This window comes from Plantactinospora mayteni (genome assembly GCF_016862935.1).
In the GTDB taxonomy this organism is placed as follows: Bacteria; Actinomycetota; Actinomycetes; order Mycobacteriales; family Micromonosporaceae; genus Plantactinospora; species Plantactinospora mayteni.
In genome coordinates this window covers 15,041-33,793 of the sequence record NZ_BONX01000039.1, presented here as the reverse complement: position 1 = coordinate 33,793, position 18,753 = coordinate 15,041, and the positions used below count along the sequence as shown (strand labels likewise).

The following is an 18,753-nucleotide window of genomic DNA, read 5'->3' as shown; positions in this document are numbered from 1 at the left end:
ACCGACGGGCGGTCAGGGCCGACTATGAGAGTGTGCGGTGCGAACAGTATCGAGAAGCCCTGTCGGCCCGGCTGGACGGCGAGGAGCACCCGGCCGAGCGGGCCGGGGTGGACCGCCACCTCGCCACCTGCGCCGAGTGCCGAAGCTGGCTCGACGGCGCGACGGCGCTGAACAGGCTGGCCCGGACCAGCGTCGTACCACCGCCGATGGAGATCGACGACGGGCTCCTCGATGCCGTTCCGGGACCGAGTCGGCTGGCCCGGCTGGCCGGTACGCTCCGGATCGCGCTCGGGGTGGTGGGCGTCGCCCAGTTCCTGCTCGGCGCGGCCCAGATCGCCGGCATCGGCTCGTCCGGTCACCTGCACGGCATCGAGGTCGTGTTCGGCGGCGGGCCGGACCACCTGTGGCACGAGTCGGCCGCCTGGAACGTCGCACTCGGGGCCGGATTCGCCTGGATCGCACTTCGCCGTACCCGGCCGCTGGGTCTGGTACCCACGCTGACCGCGTTCGTCGCCGTGCTGACCCTGCTCTCCGTCAACGACGCGATCGCCGGCCGGGTGGATCTCAACCGAATCCTCAGTCACGGGCTGATCCTCGCCGGCTATCTGCTCATCCTCGGCCTGTCCCGCCCGACGATCGAGTCGGGCGAGCCGCCGTACCGGCACGGGCAGCGGACCGGGCCGGGCTGGCGGGCGACGTTCGAGGAGGAGCCGGCACCCGCGCCGCCGCGGCTACGGCTGGTCCGGGCCCGGCCCGGAACGGCCCAGGCCAGTACCCATCACCGGGCAGCCTGACCGCATCCGGACGCCGGGACCCGCTGCCGGCCCCCGTCCACGGTTCGGATTCGGGCGCGGCCCCGCTCAACCGCGTGGTTCGGGGTCGGACCCGGCGCCTGCTCAACCGCGTGGTTCGGAGTCGGGCTCGGCACCGCTCAACCGCGTGACGTACGTCCGCCGTGTGCCGGGTTCGGCGTGTGTGGCAGTTTGCCCAGTTGCCGCCAGTCCGACTCGGCGACATTGATGTCGTAGTGCCGGGCCGCCGCGAGGATGTTCGCGAACGCCTGGTCCCGCTCGGCGTCGCTGACGTCGTGCGTCTGGTCGAACCGGGCGATGGCGTTGCGGACGTGCGACGCGTCGGTGAGCGGCTCCTTGCGCTTGCCGGGGAAGGCGAACGCGCTGTCCGGCAGCTCGCGGGACTGCTTGCTGCTGATCACCCCGTGCTGGTCGACGGGCTTCCAGGTGGTCTTCATGGCTTCCTCCTGACCGAAGGGGTACTCCCCACCCTGGTTCTCCTACCCCTGGCCGGGACCGATAACCGGCTCGTCGGCGCGGGGACCTCGAACAGTTGGGCTGACACATTTTGAATTCTGTCAGCCGTTAGTCCATACTTGCCGAAGCGCCGGCATCCGGTCCGCCGGAGCAGCGGCCGGCACCCACGAACAGGAGCAGAACATGGAGAACCGGACACTCGGCAGCAACGGTCCCACCGTCTCCGCCCTCGGCCTCGGCACGATGGGGATGTCCGACCTCTACGGGCCCGCCGACGAGACGGAGAGCGTCGCGACGATCCACGCGGCCCTGGACGCCGGGGTCACGCTGCTGGACACCGGCGACTTCTACGGGGCCGGGCACAACGAGATGCTGCTCGGCCGCGCGCTGCGCGAGCGCAGCCGCGACCAGGTCGCGATCAGCGTCAAGTTCGGCGGGCTCCGCGACCCGGAAGGCGGCTGGGACGGCATCGACGGCCGCCCCCAGGCGGTACGGAACTTCCTCGCGTACTCGCTGCGCCGGCTCGGCACCGACCACGTCGACGTGTACCGGATCGCCCGGCTCGACCCGGCGGTGCCGATCGAGGAGACGGTGGGCGCGATCGCCGAGCAGGTGACCGCCGGCCGGGTACGGCACGTCGGCCTCTCCGAGGTCGGCGCGGCGACGATCCGCCGGGCGCAGGCCGTACATCCGATCGCCGACCTACAGATCGAGTACTCGCTGCTGTCCCGGACCGTCGAGGCGGAGATCCTGCCCACCTGTCGCGAGCTGGGCATCGGCGTGACGGCGTACGGGGTGCTGTCCCGAGGGCTGCTCAGCGGGCACTGGACCGCCGACCGTCAGCTCTCCCCCGGCGACTTCCGCTCGTTCAGCCCCCGGTTCACCGGCGACAACCTCCAGGCGAACCTGCTGCTGGTCGACGCGCTGCGCGAGGTCGCGCAGGCGCGCGGGGCTACCGTCTCGCAGGTGGCCATCGCCTGGGTGCTCAGCCGGGGTACGGACATCGTGCCGCTGATCGGGGCCAGGCGCCGGGACCGGCTGGCCGAGTCGCTCGGGGCGCTCGACCTGAAGCTCGACGCCGACGACCTGGCCGCGATCGAGCGCGCCGTACCGGTCGGGTCCGCCGCCGGCGCCCGCTACGCCGCCCCCGCGATGGAGCACCTGGACAGCGAACGGTGAAATAGTGCCCATGGCCGACTCGACGCTGACCCCGGAACGGATCCTCGAGGCGGCGGAGGAGGTCCTCCGCCGCTTCGGCCCGGCCAAGGCGACCGTGGTGGACGTCGCCCGGGCCCTGGGGGTGAGCCACGGCAGCGTCTACCGGCATTTCGCCAGCAAGACCGCGTTGCGCGAGGCGGTCGCCGACCGCTGGCTGGACCGGGTGCACGCGGACCTGCCGGCGGTGACATCGGGTCCGGCGCCGGCGCCGGAGCGGCTGCGGTCCTGGCTGCACACGCTGCACGGCACCAAGCGCGCGACCGCGCTCGACGACCCGGAACTCTTCGCCACCTACATCGTGCTGGTCGGCGAGGCCAGTACGGTGATCGCCGCGTCGCTGGACGGGCTGGTCGGGCAGCTCTCCCGGATCATCGCGGACGGGGTCGCCGACGGCGACTTCGCCGTCGGCGACGTGCCCCGGGCCGCCCGGGCGGTGCTGCACGCGACCGTACGGTTCCACGACCCGACGCACTGCGCCCAGTGGGCCGATCCGGACATCGAGCGGCAACTCGACGCCGTCTGCGACCTGCTGCTCGACGGCCTCCGCCCGCGCTGACCCGGCACCCGGCCCCGGCGTCCCGCCCCGGCGCCGAACTCCCGTTACGCACACTGTCGAGCTGCCCCGCCGATGCGCCCTCCACCGGCGACGGCGGGCTGCCCCGTCCAGGCACCCGGCTCGACAGGCGGCGCGGGAGGGATTCGCCGCCGGGCTAGCGCCAACTGCACCTGTTCGGCCCGCATCGCGGCGGCCGGAACGGATTGCATTGACATTATTAGTTAACTTTCCTAATGTTTCAGCAACTCAGCAACATCGATCCCGATCCGCCGCGCCGGTGCCGCGGCGACCCCCACCCCCACCAGGTGGGATCGAGCCGCTGAGGTGCCTGCGACAGAAGGGAACGTCGATGTCACCTACGATGAGCGCCGAGCGGGTCCGCCCGCCGGGACGCCGACCCGGCATCCGGTCCAGGTTGTTCACCGGAGCACTCGCGCTGGCCACCGCCGCGACCGGGACGGCAATCGCGCTCGCGCCGCTCTCCCCCGCCGAGGCAGTCGTACTGCCCAACAACTTCAAGAGCGTCGGCTACATGCCGAGCTGGGCCGGCGACGTCAACGCCATCCAGTACAGCAAGCTGACCCACATCAACTACGCGTTCGTACTGCCGAACGCGAACGGCACGTTGCGGGCCGTGGAGAACCCGAGCAAGCTCTCCTCGCTGGTGTCGCGGGCGCACGGCAGCAACGTCAAGGTGTCGATCGCGATCGGCGGCTGGAACAACGGCGACGACTCCGCCTTCGAGGCGCTGGCCGGCAACGCCTCCAGCCGGACCACGTTCGTGAACAGCGTGATCAGCTTCGTGACGCAGTACAACCTGGACGGTGTCGACATGGACTGGGAGTACCCGGACCCCGGCACCTCGGCGAACAACTTCACCGCGCTGATGCAGCAGCTCAGCGGGGAACTCCGCAGCCGGGGCAAGCTGCTCACCGCCGCCGTGGTCTCCGAGGGCGGTACCGTCAACGGGGTGCAGCCGGCCGTCTTCGGCTACGTCGACTGGCTGAACATCATGGCGTACGACGGCGGCAGCCCGCACGCCAACTACGACTGGTCGATCAACGCCGTGAACGGCTGGAAGTCGCGCGGCCTGCCGGCCAGCAAGGCGGTGCTCGGCGTGCCGTTCTACAGCCGGCCCGGCTACTACACCTACTCCGCGCTGGTCGCGATGGACCCGGCCAACGCCAACCGGGACTGCACCACCGCCGGCGGGGCGCAGCAGTGCTACAACGGCGTACCGACGGTGAAGCGCAAGACCCAGTGGGCGATGGCCAACGCCGGCGGGATGATGAACTGGGAGCTGTCCCAGGACACCAACAACGCGACTTCGCTGGTCAGCGCCATCTACGACACGGTGATGGGCGGCGGTACCCCGCCGCCGGGCGGCCGGACCGGCCAGATCACCGGCATCGGCGGCAAGTGCGTCGATGTCGCGGCGGCCTCCACCGCGAACGGCACGGCGATCCAGCTCTACACCTGCAACGGCAGCAACGCCCAGCGCTGGACGGTCGGTACCGACGGCACCCTGCGGGCGCTCGGCAAGTGCGCCGACGTCACCGCCGCCGCGACCACCAACGGCGCCAAGGTGCAGCTCTACGACTGCAACGGCACCGGTGCGCAGGTCTGGCAGGCGCAGGGCAACGGCACCCTGCGCAACCCCGCGTCGAACAAGTGCCTGGACGCCACCGACAACAGTTCGGCCGACGGCACCCGGCTACAGATCTGGGACTGCTTCGGCGGCGCCAACCAGGTATGGCGACTTCCGGCCTGATCCCGGCACCGCATCCGGCCCGGTCGCCGCGAGCGGCCGGGCCGGATGCTGTCGAGCGGGTCTTACTGCCAGACGTTCACCGCGAGCCGGCCGGTGGTGCCGAGGTCGATCCCGCCGCGCGGGGCGACGAGCTGGACCGGTGCGCCGGGCGCGGGAGCGATCTCCAGGTAGCTCGCGTCCCCGGCCGGCTCGGCCGACTCGGTGACGGTGTTCCGCCAGAGCACCCGCGCCCGCGCCGACTCGCCGGGCCCCAGCACCACCGGCCGGGGTGGCACGTCGTAGCTGTCCGGGCTACTCACCGGCGCCGACCCGTTGCCGACCGTGACGTCGAGCGCCCGCCGCTCCTGGTCCAGTACCCGCACCACGGGATAGCCGTCGAGGCGGTATGGAGCGGTGCCGCAGTTGCGCAGCTCGATCCCGAGCGCCCGCAGGCCGAGGGCGGGTTCCACCTCACCGGCGGTGATCAGGAAGCCGTCGGGACACTCGGCGGTCGGCGCCGGATCGGCGGTCAGGGTCGGCTCCGGGATCGGGGGCCTGCTCGGCGTACCGCAGCCGGCGAGTAGCGCGACCGTGCCGAGCAGGGTGCCGAGCCGGCGCATCCGCCTGCGGTGGGACGGCGGGATGCCGATCGTCATGCAGTGCCTTCCCGACCCTGCCGGGTCTCGTCGAGTACGCCGCCACACTCCTGCTGCGCTGCGGGCAAGCCGCTGAGCAGGCACGATATCAACCCCGATATCGCGGGCGGACGGGCACGTGCCCGCGGTGCCGGTCAGCCGAAGGTGTAGCCGGTCAGGTATTCCGGTACGACGATCCGGCTCCTCGGGGCCGCCCGCCGGATCGCCGTGATCATCGCCTCCAGCCTCGGCCGGTCGGCCGGCGCGATCGGCGGTGGATTCCGCAGCTCGGTCTCGAAGTTGTCCCAGTGCACCGGCACCACGATCTCCGGATAGTCCAGCGCCGCCAGCAACCGGGGCAGGTACTCGTGCGTGGAGGTGCTGGCGGCCATCGCGATCATCGCGACGTCGGGCCGCAGGCCGGACACGTTGCGTTCCACGAAGTCGCTGGCGCCCATGAAGAAGACCGCCGGGCCGTCCTTGACGGTGACCTGGAAGGCGAGGGTGTCGCCCTCCGGCAGGTCACCGACGGTGGCGGGCTTCGGCGGCTGGCTCAGCCGCAGCCCGGGGATGCCGATCGAGTACGCCGCGTTCCGGCTGTGCAGCGAGGCGACCACCTCGACCGTGTAGTCGCCGAAGTCGAGCACCTCGCCACCCTTGACCAGTCCCAGCTGCCCGGCGGGGATGCCGGCGGCCAGCCCGAGCTGGTACGTCGTCATGGTGCCGAGCACCCGCGCCCCGCTCGTCGTCGCGATGTGCGGTACGTCGTTGAAGTGGTCCCAGTGCGAGTGGGTGACCAGTACCGTCTCGGGCCGGCCCACGTGTTCGTCCACGATGGAGGTGGCGACGGTCAGCGGGGTGGCCAGGTTCATCCCGCCCTCGAACAGTCCGGTCCGGTAACGACTCAGGTACGGATCGACCAGTACCGTCCGGGTGCCGATGTCGATCCGCCAGCCGGCCGTACCGAACCAGCGGAACGTCGCGGCGGCGCCGGTGCCCCGCGACCTGGTGCGGCCGGCCGGAGCCGACCCGTGCGCCGCGACGGCGGGTGTGGCGAGTCCCGGTGCCACCGTGGCGGCGAGCCCGGTCGCTGCGGCGCCGACGGCGGCGGTCCGGAGCAGCCCCCGGCGGTCGAGTCGAGGTTCGGTCATGAGTTTCCCCCTCCGATCGGGCTCGGCCCGGTCGTGCCCGCGCCTGAGCAGCGCCGGAACGCCCCGGCCGAGCGGTCGAGTGCGGAAACCCAATCACCGGCCGAGCCGCGCCGTCCAAGACCATCCGGCGGATCCACCGATATCCGTTCCGATATCAGCACTGGTAGCGGCAGTGCGCAGAGTCGACGCAGGCGGGAAAGATCGTCGGATGGTCCGTCTGTCCACGATGGTCAGACACCCCACCGAGCCGGTCATCGGACGTCCTATAGGATCTTTCGGGACACGGGTGAGACCTTCCGGAAGAAGGATTCATGACGGACCAGGGGCGGCCGGCTTCGGCCGGTATCGACACCTCGAAACCCAGCATCGCGCGGGCCTACGACGTGGTGCTCGGCGGCAAGGACAACTTCGCGATCGACCGCGCGGTCGTCGGCGAGATGCTCAAGATCGTGCCGCAGTTGCCGGAGGTGGCGGCCTACAACCGGCAGATCCTCAGCCGGGGCGTCCGCTATCTGGTCGAAGAGGCGGGCATCCGGCAGTTCATGGATCTGGGTTCCGGGCTGCCGACCCGGGAGAACACCCACCAGGTGGCACAGCGGTCGGCACCCGACGCCCGGGTCGTCTACATCGACAACGACCCGATCGTACTGGCCCACGGGCGGGCCCTGCTCGTCGAGAACGAGAACACCACGGTCGTCACGGCCGACCTGCGAGACCCCGAGTCCATACTCGCCAATCCCGAGGTGCACCGCCTCATCGACTTCTCCCAGCCGGTCGGCGTACTGCTCGTCGGCATCCTGCACCATCTGCACGACGACGAGGACCCGCAGAGCGTCGCCGAGGCGTACCTGGCGGCCGTGCCGTCCGGCAGTCACCTCTTCATGACCAGCTTCTGCGCGTCCTTCCCGGAAGCGGCCGAGCTTGAGGAGACGTACCTCAGCGTGCTCGGCACCGGCCGATTCCGGACGCTGGAGGAGCTTCAGGGGTTCTTCGGAGACCTCGAGATGGTCGAGCCGGGCCTGGTACCGCTGCCGCAGTGGCGGCCGGAGTCTCCCATCGACCACGACCTCACCGTGGCCGAACTGCTGATGGCCGGCGGGATCGCCCGGAAGCGCTGATCTCCGCCCACAACGCCAGCGGGCACGGTGACCGGCGCGTCCCCGGTGGGGTCGGCGCGTGGACCGGCCGTGGGCGAAGCCGAAAGACGACCCGGGCGAAGGACGACCGGCGCGAACGACCCACCTGCCCCGGGTCGTGCTGCCCGGGACAGGTGGGTCGGGTCGAGACGCCGGCGGGTCGCGATCGACACGGTTCGGATGAGACACGGTTCCGACGAGCTGGTCCGGATCGGCTGAGCTGCTCCAGATCGGCTGAGCTGCTCCAGATCGGCTGGGCTGCTCCGGAACCGGTGCGCGGCGCCTCTCGCAGCGGTCAGCGGGCGACGCAGCTCGGGGTGAAACCGGCTGCGCTACCGGTGCCCTGGAAGCCGAACTCCGTCGACTGTCCGGCGGCGATCCGTCCGTTGTAGCTCACGTTCGTGAACTGGACGGCGCCGCTGCTGCCGCTGCGCTCGGTGTTCCAGGCGTTCGTGACCGTGGTGCCGGCCGGCAGGGTGGCGCTGACGGTCCAGCCGGTGGTGCCGGCGGAACCGGCGGTGACCCGTACGGTCGCGACGAAGCCTCCGGTCCAGGAGTTCAGCGACACCGTCGCGGTGCAGCCGGCCGGCGGGTTGGTCGGTGGCGTCGTCGGCGGGTTGGTGGGGCCGCCGGTCGGGGTCGGGGTCGGGGTGCCGCCGTCGGTGAGGCTGCCGGGCACCGCCAGCAGGGCGTTGTACCAGGTGGTGGCCATCTTGCTGTAGCCGGTCGCGTTCGGGTGCACGCCGTCGGCCAGGTCGGCGGTGCTGAGCGCGGCGTACATGTTGACCAGGTAGACCTGCCGACCGGCGTTCGCCCGGGTCTGCACGATCTGCGGGATGGCCGCGTTGAAGCTGCGCACCTGGGCGTCGGTGCTCGCGGAGCCGGCCGGGACGATGGTGGCGACGAAGAGCTTCGCCGCGGGTGCGGTGGTGGTGATCCGGTCGATCAGCGCGGCCAGCCGGTTGGGGGCGTTCGGCAGGTCGCGGTTCTGGAAGATGTCGTTGGTGCCGATGTGCAGCAGGATGGTGCGCGGCTGGTAGGTGTTGAGCCAGTTGACGATGTTGGCGTCGATCTGGTCGATCCGCCAGCCGGAGTGGCCCTCGTGGTCACGGTCGCCGAGGCTGGCCGGGCCGTTGGCCTGGGAACCGACGAAGTCGACGGTGTAGCCGCCGGCCACCACCTTCTGCCACAGGTCGATCCGGTATCCACCCGGCACGTTGAAGCCGTCGGTGATCGAGTCGCCGAGCGGCAGTACCCGGACCCCGGCCGCCGCCTCCACCCGGTGGCCGGTGTGCACCAGGATTGCCGCGGTCACCAGTACGGCCGCCAACAGCGCACCGGCACACCGGCGCATGGTCGTGGACATGGCCACTCACCTTCCAATGCATCCATCGTCTTCGATCAAATCCATTGAAGGTCCCGACCTCGACTCCCCACCGGCCAGCCGCCGAGCTGAGCGGCGAACGCGCCGTCAGGTGCGCCGAACGGGCGAGCGGCGGGCCGGTTCCCCGTTCTCCTGGAGTAGGCCCACTTCCCTTGGAGTGGAGTAGGCCCACTTCCCTTGGAGTGGGTCGGCGCGTCTGCGGTCAGCCGAGCCGGAAGTCGACCACCCGGATCGGGGACGGCGTGCTGCCGCTGGATGCGCGCTGGTAGAGGATCGACAGGACGCCGTCGCTCTCCACCCGGGCCCGGTCCACGATCACCTCGCCGAAGGCGTTCAGCCCGGCGCCGTCGAAGCGTACGGTCCAGTCGGTGTAGCCGCTGGCCCGGCTGGCGGTGACGATCCGGCCGTACGGCAGCACGACGTAGGCGTTGTCGGCGGCGTCGAGCACGACCTGGGAGCGGCCGGTCGCGTTCAACGGCACCGGAATCTCGACCTTGCGCCAGACCCCGGACGGGTTGCGGAACAGGTGGAAGGCCCGGCCGTTGGCCCGGCGTGCCGAGGCGTACGAGGTGACGCAGGAGGTGAACCGGCCGGGTACGTAGCTGATGATCACGTGCGGGTTGCCTGTCGAGTCGACGTCCTGGCTCTCCTGGTTGATCAGCCCGTAGTTCGGCGGCAACGGGTCGACCACGAGTCCGGGACTGGAGATCGACACCAGGCTGCCCGAGTTGGTGGTCCCGACGACCGTCCCGGCGTTGTTGCGCCAGGTGCGGCCCTGGTCGTCGCTGTGCACGTATCCGGTGTCGTGGTTGGTCAGGCCGCCGCTGTTGCAGGTCACCGCGGAGTTGCCCTCCCGCCAGGTGAACGCGGCGTGCAGCCGGCCGCCCGGACCGTAGGTCAGCCCGTGCAGGTACATGTTCCGGGTGGTGCTGGTGGCGCCGTTCGCGACGTACGGCCCGGTCGCCGACGACCAGCGGCCGAGCCGGCGCCAGGTGGAACCGTCGTACTCGGCGAGTTCGTTGGCGCCGTTGCCCGACCGCCCGGTCCGGTAGCTGAGCTGGAGCCGGTTGCCGGGCGCGACCCGGAACTGCGGGTACGTCATCGCGCCCAGTCCGACCCCGTCCAGACTGCGCTGCTCCGCGCCGAACCGGCTGGCCAGCCAGCTCCGCGAACCCGGCGACGAGACCAGCCCGGCCTCGGACTTGACGTAGTAGACCTCGCTGTCGTGGGTGTCCATCGCCACGTGCAGCCGGCCGTCGCCCGGGGAGATGCCGAGCGCGATGGAGTTGTGCGAGTCGTCGGTGCTCAACCGGTGCGGCAACTGGAGGGCCTGCCACGCCCCGGACGGCAGTTGCCGGCGGGCGAGTACCGCGTTCCGGGTCGAGGTGTACCAGGCCGCGTACTGGTAGCCGGCGTGGCTGACGATGCCGTCGCCGTACGAGTTGTTGTTGACCAGTCCGTCGTAGGAGACGAAGTAGAGCGCGGTGGGGTCGAGCTGGGTGTCGCCGAGCCGGGTCACGCCCGGGGCCGCCGCGACCGCCGGACCCGGCGGGACGACCACTGCGACGGTAACCCCGAGGACGAGTGACGCCGCCAACGCGGCCCGGCGGGAGGACGGGGCGGACATGGCTACTCCCTCGCGTCGGGCGCTCCCGGGCGCTCCCGGATGAATGGATTCAACGTACATCCATGTCCATCAATTAGGAAGCGCCGGCGGCGCCGCCCGTCATGCATGGCCCGAGCCGGTGGCTACCCCAGCAGCTCGTTGGCGATGTTCAGCGCGTTGGTGACCACGGTCAACTGGGCGCCGCCGACCCGACAGCGGCGGTGACCAGGCCACCGTCGATGACCAGGTCCTGTCCGTTGACGTAGCCCGCCTCGGCGGAGGCGAGAAAGGCGACCGCGTCGGCGACATCCTCGGCGGTACCCAGCCGACCGGCGGCTATCCGGGCGACGACGCCGGCATGTGCCTCGACCGGGATGGCGTCGTGGAACATCGGCGTCGTGATGTAGCCGGGGCTCACCGAGTTGACCCGGATTCCCCTGGGCCCCAGTTCGGCCGCGAGGGTGTGCGCCAGGTTGTGTACCGCAGCCTTGGTCGCCGCGTAGAGGGAGGCTCCGGACAGGCCACGGTAGAGCGTCCAGGACGCGTTGATCACGATCGCCCCGCCGTCGGAGAGCAGCGGAACGGTCTTCTGGATGGTGAAGAACACCCCCCTGAAGTTGATGTCCACGACCCGGTCGAACTCGGCCTCGGTGACGTCGCCGTGCGGCTGGAACCGGGCGACTCCGGCGTTGGCGAAGACCACGTCCAGCCGCCCGTACCGGTCCCGGATCGCACCGGCCAGGGCGTCGAGGTCGGCAAGGTTCGCCACGTCGCCGCGCACCGCCAGGACGCGGTCCCCGCCGCCCAGATCGTCGAGCGCGGCGTCCAGCCGGACCTTGTCGCGTCCGGTGACGACGACCCGGGCTCCCTCGGCCAGCAGCCTGCGCGCGGTGGCCAGTCCCATCCCGCTGGTGCCGCCGGTGACTAGAGCAATCCTGCCGTCGAACCGGGAAATGCTGTGTGTCATGGCACCCAGCGTGACCAACGGTGGGCGACCCGAACAGTGCGCGGCTATCCGGGGAGCGGCACCACCAGGTTCGGCGGAGGCGATCAGGCTGAGACGGCGAGCCGGAGCCGGAACAGCCGTCCGAGCCGGTCCCCGTTCCCGGTGTCGGGCCGCGGGTTGTACAGCTCCAGATACCAGTCCGGCCGGTCGACCACGGCCAGGGTCGTCATGTCGAAGAACAGCTCACCGACCTCGGGGTGGTGCACCACCTTCACCGCCTGGCCGGGAACGCCCACGTCGTGGCGTGCCCACAGCTCGGCGAAGTCCGGGCTCACCGCGTGGAGATCGTCGATCACCCGACGGAACTCCGGGTCGGCGGGCGAATGTGCCGCGTCGGCGCGGAACGCCGCGACGACAGCGGGCGCGACCGACGCCCAGTGCGGGTGCGTGTCGCGGTAACGGGCACTGGTGAAGAACGTGATCAGGCAGTTGTGGTCGGTGTCGCCGTAGCCGAACACCGTCCGGGCCGCGTCGTTGACCGCGAGCAGATTCCAGTACCGGTCCCGGAGCATCGCCGGCCGGGGCATCCACGCGTCGAGCAGGTGCCGCAACTCCGGGGTGACCGCCACGCCGCGCGTCCCGCCCGAGCGGGGCGGATTGAGACCGGCCAGCAGGTACAGGTGGGCACGCTCGGGCTCGGTCAGCCGCAGCGCCCTGCCGATCGCGTCCAGCACCTCTGCCGAGACGTTGATCTCGCGGCCCTGCTCGAGCCAGGTGTACCAGGAGACCCCGACCCCGGCCAGCACGGCGACCTCCTCACGCCGCAGACCGGGTGTCCGGCGCCTGCCCACCGCTGCCATTCCGACGTCCCCCGGCGTCAACCTGGCCCGGCGGGTACGTAGGAAGTCGCGGAGCTGCTCGCGGCGACGCCCGGCCACCTCGGCGGATTCGCTGGTCATAGGCCACGGTAGCAACGATCGGCCGCAGACCTGTCGGCCGCTCAGCCGACCGGCACGGCACCCTCGCCGCCGTCGACCTCGGTGACCCGCGGGCCGCCCACCTCGGCCACCCCCGCGCCGCTCCGCCTGCCGGCCGAGGTCTCCTCGCGGACGACGAACCGGATCGACCGGGCCTCGGTGATGCAGGCGCGCAGCGGTGCGGCCAGCTCGCGGTGCCCCGGGCTGCGCTCCCACGCCTCGAAGTGGGCCAACGACACCCACTCGCTGGTGATCAGCCACTGCTCGGAGTCGCTCGACGCCTCGCAGACCTGGTCCACCAGGTGCCCCGGCACCCCCTCCGCGACCTGGTAACGGATCTGCTCGTACGCCTTCAGGAAATCCTCGGTACGCTCCCGCGGCACCCGGATCAGGAACAGCACTCTGGCCTTCGACATCCCGGTCGTCCTCTCCAAGCTCCCCCCGGGCTACGCCGGGCCGCGCCGTACCACCACGGCGCTGTTGAAACCGTCGAACCCGCGCGCCCCGACCAGCGCCACGTCCACCCGCCGGGGTCCGGACTCCCGGACGAAGTCCAACTCGCAGCCGGGCGCCGGCCGGTCCAGCCCGGCCGTCGGCGGCAGCACCCCGTGCCGGATGCCGAGCAGCGCGGTCGCCACGTCCAGCGCCGACCCACCCTGGTGTGCCCGGCCGACCAGCGGCTTCTGGGTGGTCACCGGCGGCGGGCGCGTCCCGAACACCGCACGCAGCGCCTCGGCCTCGCTGCGGTCGTAGCGGGGCACGCCGAGCGCGTCCGGAAAGACCACGTCGACCTCGGCCGGCCGCACCCCGGCCCGGTCCAGGGCGAGCCGCATCGCCCGGGCGTACTGCGCCGGGTCTCCGGCGGCGAGCCGGTCGGTGTGCCGGGCGTCGTGGCTGGCGCCCCAGCCGGCGACCTCGGCATAGCCGCGTACTCCCCGGGCCCGGGCGTGCGCCAGGTCCTCCACCACGAAGACCGCCCCACCCTCCCCCGGTACGTAGCCGCCGGCCGCCACGTCGAACGGCCGGTACGCCAACGCCGGCTCGGGGCAGGTGCTCAGCAGCCCGTTGCGCATCTGGCAGGTCAGCGCGTACGGGCTCAGCGGGCACTCGGTGCCACCGGCCAGCACCACCGGAGTGCCGCGCCGGACCATCCGTACCGCGTGCGCCAGGCTGTCCAGCCCACCGGCGGACTCGGCCGCCAGTACCCCGCACGGGCCCTTGAACTGGTGCCGGATCGAGAGCTGACCGACGCTCGCCGCGTAGAACCAGGCGATCGACTGGTACGCCCCGACGGTCCGGGCCGGGCCACGCCAGAGCCGTTGCAGTTCCCGCTGACCGAACAGGTTGCCGCCGGAGGAACTCGCCAGGGTCACCGCGTACCCGTAGGGATCGTCGGCCATCTCCGGCAGTCCGGCGTCGGCGAGCGCGAGCCGGGCCGCCGCGAACCCGAGATGCGTCCACCGGTCGGTCTGCACCACCTGCCGGTTGTCGGCATAGTGCAGCGCGTCGAAGCCGGCCACCTCGCCCGCGAGCCGGCTGGGATAGCGCTCCGGGTCGAAGAGGGTGATCGGGCCGATCCGGCTCTGTCCGGCCAGCACGCACTTCCAGTGCGCGTCCGCGCCGATCCCGCTCGGCGCCACCACGCCGATCCCGGTGATCACGGCCCGGCGCCGCGCCCCGTCCCCACCCGCCCGGCCGGTCACCGGTCCGACGTCGTCCGCCCGGCCGGTCGTCGGTCCGGCGCCGCGCGGCTCGCCGGTCATCGGTCCCGCCCGTCGAAGCGGGTGAAGACCATCGCCGACTGGAACCCGCCGAAGCCACTGCCGACGGAGAGGGCCACCCGCACCGGCAGTTCCCGCGCGGTGTTCGGCGTGTAGTCGAGGTCGCACTCGGCGTCCCGGTTGGCCCAGTTGGCGGTCGGCGGCACCACCCCGTGTTCGATGGCCAGCGCGCAGGCCGCCATCTCGATCGCGCCGATCGCCCCGAGCGAGTGCCCGACCATCGACTTGATCGAACTGATCGGCACCCGGTACGCCGCCGCACCCAGCGCCCGCTTGAAGGCGGCCGTCTCGTGCCGGTCGTTCTGCCGGGTACCCGAGCCGTGCGCGCTGACGTACGACACGTCGGCCGGATCGCACCGGGCCTGTGCCATCGCGTCGTCGATGGCCAACGCCATCTCCACACCGTCCGGACGCAGCCCGGTCATGTGGTAGCCATTGCTCCGGTTGGCGTATCCGGCGGCCTCGCAGTAGACCCGCGCCCCGCGCCGCCGGGCGTGCTCCGCCTCTTCGAGGACCAGCACGGCGGCCCCCTCGGCGAGTACGAAGCCGTGCCGGTCCCGGTCGAACGGCCGCGAGGCGTGCGCCGGATCGTCGTTGTCCGGAGTGGTCGCCTTGATCGCGTCGAACGAGGCGACGGTGACCGGCGAGATCGGGCTGTCCGAGGCGCCGGAGAGCACCACGTCCGCCTCGTCGTCCTCGATGAGCTGCTGGCCGTAGCCGATCGCGTCGATCCCGGAGGTGCAGCCGGTGGAGATCACCTGGGCCGGACCGTGCACCCCGTGCCGGCAGGCGACGTCGGCGGCGAGGCTGCTCGGCATCAGCGCCTGGTAGAGGTACGGACCGGCCCGGTTCGGATCCACCAGCCAGTCCGCACCGGAGTCGCTGACCTGCACGTACTCCCGCTCCAGCAGCATGGTGCCGCCCACCGCCGAGCCGAGCACCACTCCGGTGCGCTCCCGCGTCGCGTCGGTCAGCTCCAGTCCGCTGTCCGCCAGCGCCTCGATCGACGCGGCCAGCGCGAACTGGACGTACCGGTCGGCGCGCTGTCGCTCGGCGACGCCTAGCCCGGCGCGGACCGGGTCGAAGTCGCACTCGGCGGCGACCTGGGAGCGGAACGGTGACGGGTCGAAGAAGCTGATCCGGCGGGTCGCCGTGCGGCCGGCGGTGATGGTTGCCCAGAACTCGTCCCGGGTCGCCCCGCCCGGCGCGACCACCCCGATCCCGGTCACCACGCTGCGGCGCCGGTTCACGGCCCGGCCTCCGGCCCGCCGACCACCGCGCCCGCCGCCGCCCTATCCGCGCCGTCTGCCCGGGCCACCCGGTCCGCGTCGGCCGTCGGTGCCGGTCGGTCCACGTCGGTTGTCCGGGCCACCCGGTCCGCGTCGGTTGTCCGGGCCGGTTGGTCCACGTCGGTTGTCCGGGCCGTCGGGACACCGGTTTCGGGCCGGTCGGTCGCCGTGTCGGTGCCGGACGGTTCGGTGTCGACGTGCCCGAGTTCCGGACGCGGGGCCAGTGGACCGAGCTGGAAGACCACTTCGGCGGGCTGGTCGGCCACGTTGCGCAGCCGGTGCCGGACGTTCACCGCCACGTACAGCGCCTCCCCGGTGCCGACCGGCACCGGCTCGTCGTCCAGGTCCACCACGATCGCCCCCCGGGCGACGTAGAGGAACTCCTCGCTGTACGGGTGGTAGTGCTCGGCGATCCGCTCGCCGGGAGCGAGGTTCGCCACGCCCATGAAGCCGGATCCGCTGCCGACGGTGCGGGGACCGAGCAGTACCCGGATCTCGCCACCTCGGCGGCGGTCCGGGGCGATGTCGCGGGCGGCCACCAACCGGCAGCCCGAGTCACTCATCGCCCACCCCGCTGGTCGACGCGGCCGAGGCCGGCGCGCTCGCCTCCAGTTCGGCGGCGATCCGCTCGATCTTGTCCCGGATGATGTCCAACTGGATCCGGCTGTTCGCGTTGATCCGGTCGGTCATCTGGGCGGTGCTCACCGGTGCCGTCGGGCGCATCTCGAAGTCCTGGGTCCAGGTCATCCGGGTGCCGCCCGGCGCCTCGGCATAGCGCCAGTGGATCCGCATGTACTCGAACGGCCCGGTCTCCACCCGGTGCGCGTGCACCTCCCGGCGCGCCGGATCGGGGGTACGCTCGCTGACCCAGCTCCAGGTGACCCCGTTCTCGTCGGGGTACATGGTCAACCGGAACCGTACGGTGTCGCCGCGCCGCTCGATGATCTCCACCGACTGGTACTCGGTGAACAGCCCGGTCCAGCCCGCGACGTCGTTGGTCAGGTCCCACACCAGTTGCGACGGGGCCGCGATCAGCACACTGTTCTCGGTGTGGCCCGGACGGCCGGTTCCGGCTGCGGGGGCGACCTGCGGCTCGTACTGGTGGGCCACCACCTCGGCGACCTCCGCGATGCTGAGCCGCCCGGCCTCCTCCGGAAGCTGGACCCGGTAGCGGTCCGCCACCACCGCCTGTAGTTCGAGCAGTGCCAGCGAGTCCATCCCGAGTTCCTCCAGCGAGGCGCTCGGCGCGGCGGCTGCGGCGGCTGCGTCCAGCCCGCAGTGCCGGACCAGGATCGCGGTGATCTCTGCCGCCGTCACCGGCGACGGGGCCGGCTCCCGCTGGTTCGGCCCGGTCAACGCCGGTTCCTCGTGCCTGACGGTCATCTGGTCCTCCTCGGAAGGTGGGCGGTGGTGGGTGGGCCGCTCCGCGCGACGGCCGAGGCTTCGGAAACGGCGGAAACGGCGGAAACGGCGGGAGCGGCGGGAGCGGCGGGAGCGGCGGGAGCGGCGGGAGCGGCGGGAGCGGCGGAGGCTTCGGGAACGGCGAGACCAGCGCGGTCGGGGTCGGTCGACGCCGGGTTGCTCGACGCCGGGTTACTCGGCACCGAGCCGGTCGACACCCGGCCGGTCGATGACGGGTCGCCCGGCGCCGAGGCGGCCGACAACCGGTCAGTCGACAACCGGTCGGTCGGCGCCGAGTCGGTGGTGCCGAGCAGCCGGTCGACCAGCCCGGTCGAGTACCGCCCCTTGCGGAAGCCCGCGTCGTCGAGTACCCGGCGCAGGAACGGGATGGTGGTGCGTACGCCCGGCCCGTCGACGTCGAACTCGTGCAGCGCCCGCTCCATCCGGCCGAGCGCCAGATCCCGGTCGGGCGCCCAGACCACCACCTTGGCGAGCAGCGAGTCGTAGTACGGCCCGACCAGGTAGCCGGGGTAGCCGTGCGTGTCGACCCGGGTACACGGCCCGCTCGGCGGGACGAACCTGGTCAGCCGGCCCGGGGTCGGCGCGAACCCCCGGTCGGGGTCCTCCACGTTGACCCGGCACTCCACCGCGACACCGGAGATCCGGACGTCCTCCTGGCGCAGCCGCAGCGGTACGCCGGCCGCGATGTGCAACTGCTCGTGCACCAGGTCGAGGCCGGTGATCATCTCGGTGACCGGGTGCTCGACCTGGATCCGGCAGTTGACCTCGATGAACGAGAACCGTTCGGCCTCGTCGACCAGGAACTCGAAGGTCCCGGCTCCGGTGTAGCCGGCCCGCAGCGCGCCGCGCAGCGCGGAGTCGGCGAGCGCGTCGAGGGTACCGGCGGACAGGGCGGGGGCCGGGCCCTCCTCGATCAGCTTCTGGTGCCGCCGCTGCACCGAGCAGTCCCGGGTGCCCAGGTGTACGCCGTTCCCGTACCCGTCGCAGAGCACCTGCACCTCGACGTGCCGGGCCTGCACGAGATACCGCTCGACGTAGACCCGGTCGTCGCCGAAGACCGCGTGCGCGGCGATCCTGGTCCGCTCGTACGCCGCGCCGAACTCGTCGGCCGACCAGACCACCGTCATCCCGCGTCCACCGCCCCCGGCGGCACACTTGATGATCACGGGGTAGCCGATCTCGTCGGCGACCTCCCGCGCGTTCGCCGCCGTGTCGACGGTCGCCAGGCTGCCCGGTGGCAGCGGCAGGCCGGCGTCCTGCATCAGCGCCCGGGCCCGCGCCTTGTCGCCGAGTGCGAGCATCACCTCCGGCGGGGGTCCGATGAAGACGAGCCCGTTGTCGGCGCAGATCTCGGCGAAGTCGGCGTCCTCGGAGAGGAACCCGTAACCCGGGTGCACGGCCTGGGCCCCGGTCCGGCGGGCCGCCTCGACGATGGCGGCGGCGTTGCGGTAACTCTGCCGGGCCTCCGGCGGCCCGATGCAGACCGCCTCGTCGGCCAGCCGCACGACGGCCGAGTCGCGGTCCGCGACCGAGTACACCGCCACGGTACGTACGCCCAGCTCACGGCAGGCCCGGGCCACCCGGAGCGCGATCTCGCCGCGATTGGCGATCAGGATCTTCTCGAACACCGCCGC

Annotated in this window: 15 protein-coding genes and 3 pseudogenes; 5 read left to right on the top strand and 13 right to left on the bottom strand. The window is 71.8% G+C overall.

The window, feature by feature from the left end; all coding sequences use genetic code 11:
- Positions 1-32 precede the first annotated feature (32 nt).
- Positions 33-794 carry a zf-HC2 domain-containing protein gene (locus tag Pma05_RS27830; protein WP_203860447.1) on the top strand — a complete coding sequence of 254 codons (762 nt, stop codon included), beginning with the start codon at positions 33-35 and terminating at the stop codon, positions 792-794.
- Between the two features lie 137 nt (positions 795-931).
- Here Pma05_RS27830 and Pma05_RS27825 read toward each other — a convergent pair whose 3' ends face one another.
- A complete protein-coding gene (locus tag Pma05_RS27825; protein WP_203860446.1) occupies positions 932-1,249 on the bottom strand; it encodes a DUF6582 domain-containing protein in 318 nt (105 codons plus the stop codon).
- A 202-nt stretch (positions 1,250-1,451) separates the two neighbouring features.
- On the opposite strand from Pma05_RS27825, the gene Pma05_RS27820 reads away from it, so the two are divergent.
- From Pma05_RS27820 to Pma05_RS27810, 3 genes are all read left to right on the top strand, one after another.
- Positions 1,452-2,447: an aldo/keto reductase gene (locus tag Pma05_RS27820; RefSeq protein ID WP_203860445.1), complete on the top strand. Its 996-nt coding sequence runs from the start codon at positions 1,452-1,454 to the stop codon at positions 2,445-2,447.
- 10 nt (positions 2,448-2,457) lie between these two features.
- Entirely contained in the window at positions 2,458-3,042 is a 585-nt protein-coding gene (locus Pma05_RS27815) for a TetR/AcrR family transcriptional regulator (protein ID WP_203860444.1), read from the top strand.
- 349 nt (positions 3,043-3,391) lie between these two features.
- A complete protein-coding gene (locus tag Pma05_RS27810) occupies positions 3,392-4,813 on the top strand; it encodes a glycosyl hydrolase family 18 protein (protein ID WP_239313234.1) in 1,422 nt (473 codons plus the stop codon).
- Positions 4,814-4,875: 62 nt separating this feature from the next.
- Here the strand turns inward: Pma05_RS27810 and Pma05_RS27805 are convergent, their stop codons facing one another.
- Both Pma05_RS27805 and Pma05_RS27800 read right to left on the bottom strand, forming a co-directional pair.
- Positions 4,876-5,448, bottom strand: coding sequence for a DUF4232 domain-containing protein (locus Pma05_RS27805; RefSeq protein WP_203860443.1), 573 nt, complete (start codon positions 5,446-5,448; stop codon positions 4,876-4,878).
- Between the two features lie 134 nt (positions 5,449-5,582).
- Positions 5,583-6,578 carry an MBL fold metallo-hydrolase gene (locus Pma05_RS27800; protein ID WP_203860442.1) on the bottom strand — a complete coding sequence of 332 codons (996 nt, stop codon included), beginning with the start codon at positions 6,576-6,578 and terminating at the stop codon, positions 5,583-5,585.
- 311 nt (positions 6,579-6,889) lie between these two features.
- Between Pma05_RS27800 and Pma05_RS27795 the strand changes: the two genes are divergently transcribed.
- Positions 6,890-7,696 (top strand): SAM-dependent methyltransferase, encoded by an 807-nt coding sequence (locus Pma05_RS27795; protein WP_203860441.1) that lies wholly within the window; start codon positions 6,890-6,892, stop codon positions 7,694-7,696.
- Between the two features lie 313 nt (positions 7,697-8,009).
- On the opposite strand, the gene Pma05_RS27790 is transcribed toward Pma05_RS27795, so the two are convergent.
- The 10 genes and pseudogenes from Pma05_RS27790 to Pma05_RS27745 form a co-directional block, all read right to left on the bottom strand.
- Entirely contained in the window at positions 8,010-9,080 is a 1,071-nt protein-coding gene (locus tag Pma05_RS27790; protein WP_239313231.1) for a GDSL-type esterase/lipase family protein, read from the bottom strand.
- Between the two features lie 220 nt (positions 9,081-9,300).
- Positions 9,301-10,725, bottom strand: coding sequence for a BNR repeat-containing protein (locus Pma05_RS27785; protein ID WP_203860440.1), 1,425 nt, complete (start codon positions 10,723-10,725; stop codon positions 9,301-9,303).
- 169 nt (positions 10,726-10,894) lie between these two features.
- The gene (locus Pma05_RS27780) at positions 10,895-11,671 is read right to left on the bottom strand and encodes a glucose 1-dehydrogenase (protein WP_239313228.1); all 777 of its coding nucleotides are present in this window, start codon (positions 11,669-11,671) and stop codon (positions 10,895-10,897) included.
- An 83-nt stretch (positions 11,672-11,754) separates the two neighbouring features.
- Positions 11,755-12,609 carry a helix-turn-helix transcriptional regulator gene (locus Pma05_RS27775; RefSeq protein WP_203860439.1) on the bottom strand — a complete coding sequence of 285 codons (855 nt, stop codon included), beginning with the start codon at positions 12,607-12,609 and terminating at the stop codon, positions 11,755-11,757.
- 137 nt (positions 12,610-12,746) lie between these two features.
- Positions 12,747-13,043 (bottom strand): annotated as a pseudogene (locus tag Pma05_RS27770) (antibiotic biosynthesis monooxygenase family protein); the annotation flags it as partial.
- 30 nt (positions 13,044-13,073) lie between these two features.
- On the bottom strand, positions 13,074-14,390 hold the full coding sequence (locus tag Pma05_RS27765; RefSeq protein ID WP_203860437.1) for a beta-ketoacyl synthase N-terminal-like domain-containing protein: 1,317 nt from the start codon (positions 14,388-14,390) through the stop codon (positions 13,074-13,076).
- Positions 14,387-15,658 carry a beta-ketoacyl-[acyl-carrier-protein] synthase family protein gene (locus Pma05_RS27760; RefSeq protein WP_203860436.1) on the bottom strand — a complete coding sequence of 424 codons (1,272 nt, stop codon included), beginning with the start codon at positions 15,656-15,658 and terminating at the stop codon, positions 14,387-14,389. Before Pma05_RS27760 ends, Pma05_RS27765 begins: the two co-directional genes overlap by 4 nt.
- A 224-nt stretch (positions 15,659-15,882) precedes the next feature.
- Positions 15,883-16,260, bottom strand: a pseudogene (locus Pma05_RS27755) (cupin domain-containing protein); the annotation flags it as partial.
- Positions 16,253-17,080 carry an SRPBCC family protein gene (locus Pma05_RS27750; protein ID WP_203860435.1) on the bottom strand — a complete coding sequence of 276 codons (828 nt, stop codon included), beginning with the start codon at positions 17,078-17,080 and terminating at the stop codon, positions 16,253-16,255. The pseudogene Pma05_RS27755 and the gene Pma05_RS27750, both read right to left, overlap by 8 nt.
- A 326-nt stretch (positions 17,081-17,406) precedes the next feature.
- A pseudogene (locus Pma05_RS27745) lies at positions 17,407-18,747 on the bottom strand (acetyl-CoA carboxylase biotin carboxylase subunit); the annotation flags it as partial.
- Positions 18,748-18,753 lie beyond the last annotated feature (6 nt).

What these genes read in the sequence shown, in the direction of transcription:
- Pma05_RS27825 (WP_203860446.1), bottom strand. Translation starts at nt 1,249, where the DNA reads ATGAAGACCACCTGGAAGCCCGTCGACCAGCACGGGGTGATCAGCAGC.
- Pma05_RS27820 (WP_203860445.1), top strand. Translation starts at nt 1,452, where the DNA reads ATGGAGAACCGGACACTCGGCAGCAACGGTCCCACCGTCTCCGCCCTC.
- Pma05_RS27815 (WP_203860444.1), top strand. Translation starts at nt 2,458, where the DNA reads ATGGCCGACTCGACGCTGACCCCGGAACGGATCCTCGAGGCGGCGGAG.
- Pma05_RS27810 (WP_239313234.1), top strand. Translation starts at nt 3,392, where the DNA reads ATGTCACCTACGATGAGCGCCGAGCGGGTCCGCCCGCCGGGACGCCGA.
- Pma05_RS27805 (WP_203860443.1), bottom strand. Translation starts at nt 5,448, where the DNA reads ATGACGATCGGCATCCCGCCGTCCCACCGCAGGCGGATGCGCCGGCTC.
- Pma05_RS27800 (WP_203860442.1), bottom strand. Translation starts at nt 6,578, where the DNA reads ATGACCGAACCTCGACTCGACCGCCGGGGGCTGCTCCGGACCGCCGCC.
- Pma05_RS27795 (WP_203860441.1), top strand. Translation starts at nt 6,890, where the DNA reads ATGACGGACCAGGGGCGGCCGGCTTCGGCCGGTATCGACACCTCGAAA.
- Pma05_RS27790 (WP_239313231.1), bottom strand. Translation starts at nt 9,080, where the DNA reads ATGTCCACGACCATGCGCCGGTGTGCCGGTGCGCTGTTGGCGGCCGTA.
- Pma05_RS27785 (WP_203860440.1), bottom strand. Translation starts at nt 10,725, where the DNA reads ATGTCCGCCCCGTCCTCCCGCCGGGCCGCGTTGGCGGCGTCACTCGTC.
- Pma05_RS27780 (WP_239313228.1), bottom strand. Translation starts at nt 11,671, where the DNA reads ATGACACACAGCATTTCCCGGTTCGACGGCAGGATTGCTCTAGTCACC.
- Pma05_RS27775 (WP_203860439.1), bottom strand. Translation starts at nt 12,609, where the DNA reads ATGACCAGCGAATCCGCCGAGGTGGCCGGGCGTCGCCGCGAGCAGCTC.
- Pma05_RS27765 (WP_203860437.1), bottom strand. Translation starts at nt 14,390, where the DNA reads ATGACCGGCGAGCCGCGCGGCGCCGGACCGACGACCGGCCGGGCGGAC.
- Pma05_RS27750 (WP_203860435.1), bottom strand. Translation starts at nt 17,080, where the DNA reads ATGACCGTCAGGCACGAGGAACCGGCGTTGACCGGGCCGAACCAGCGG.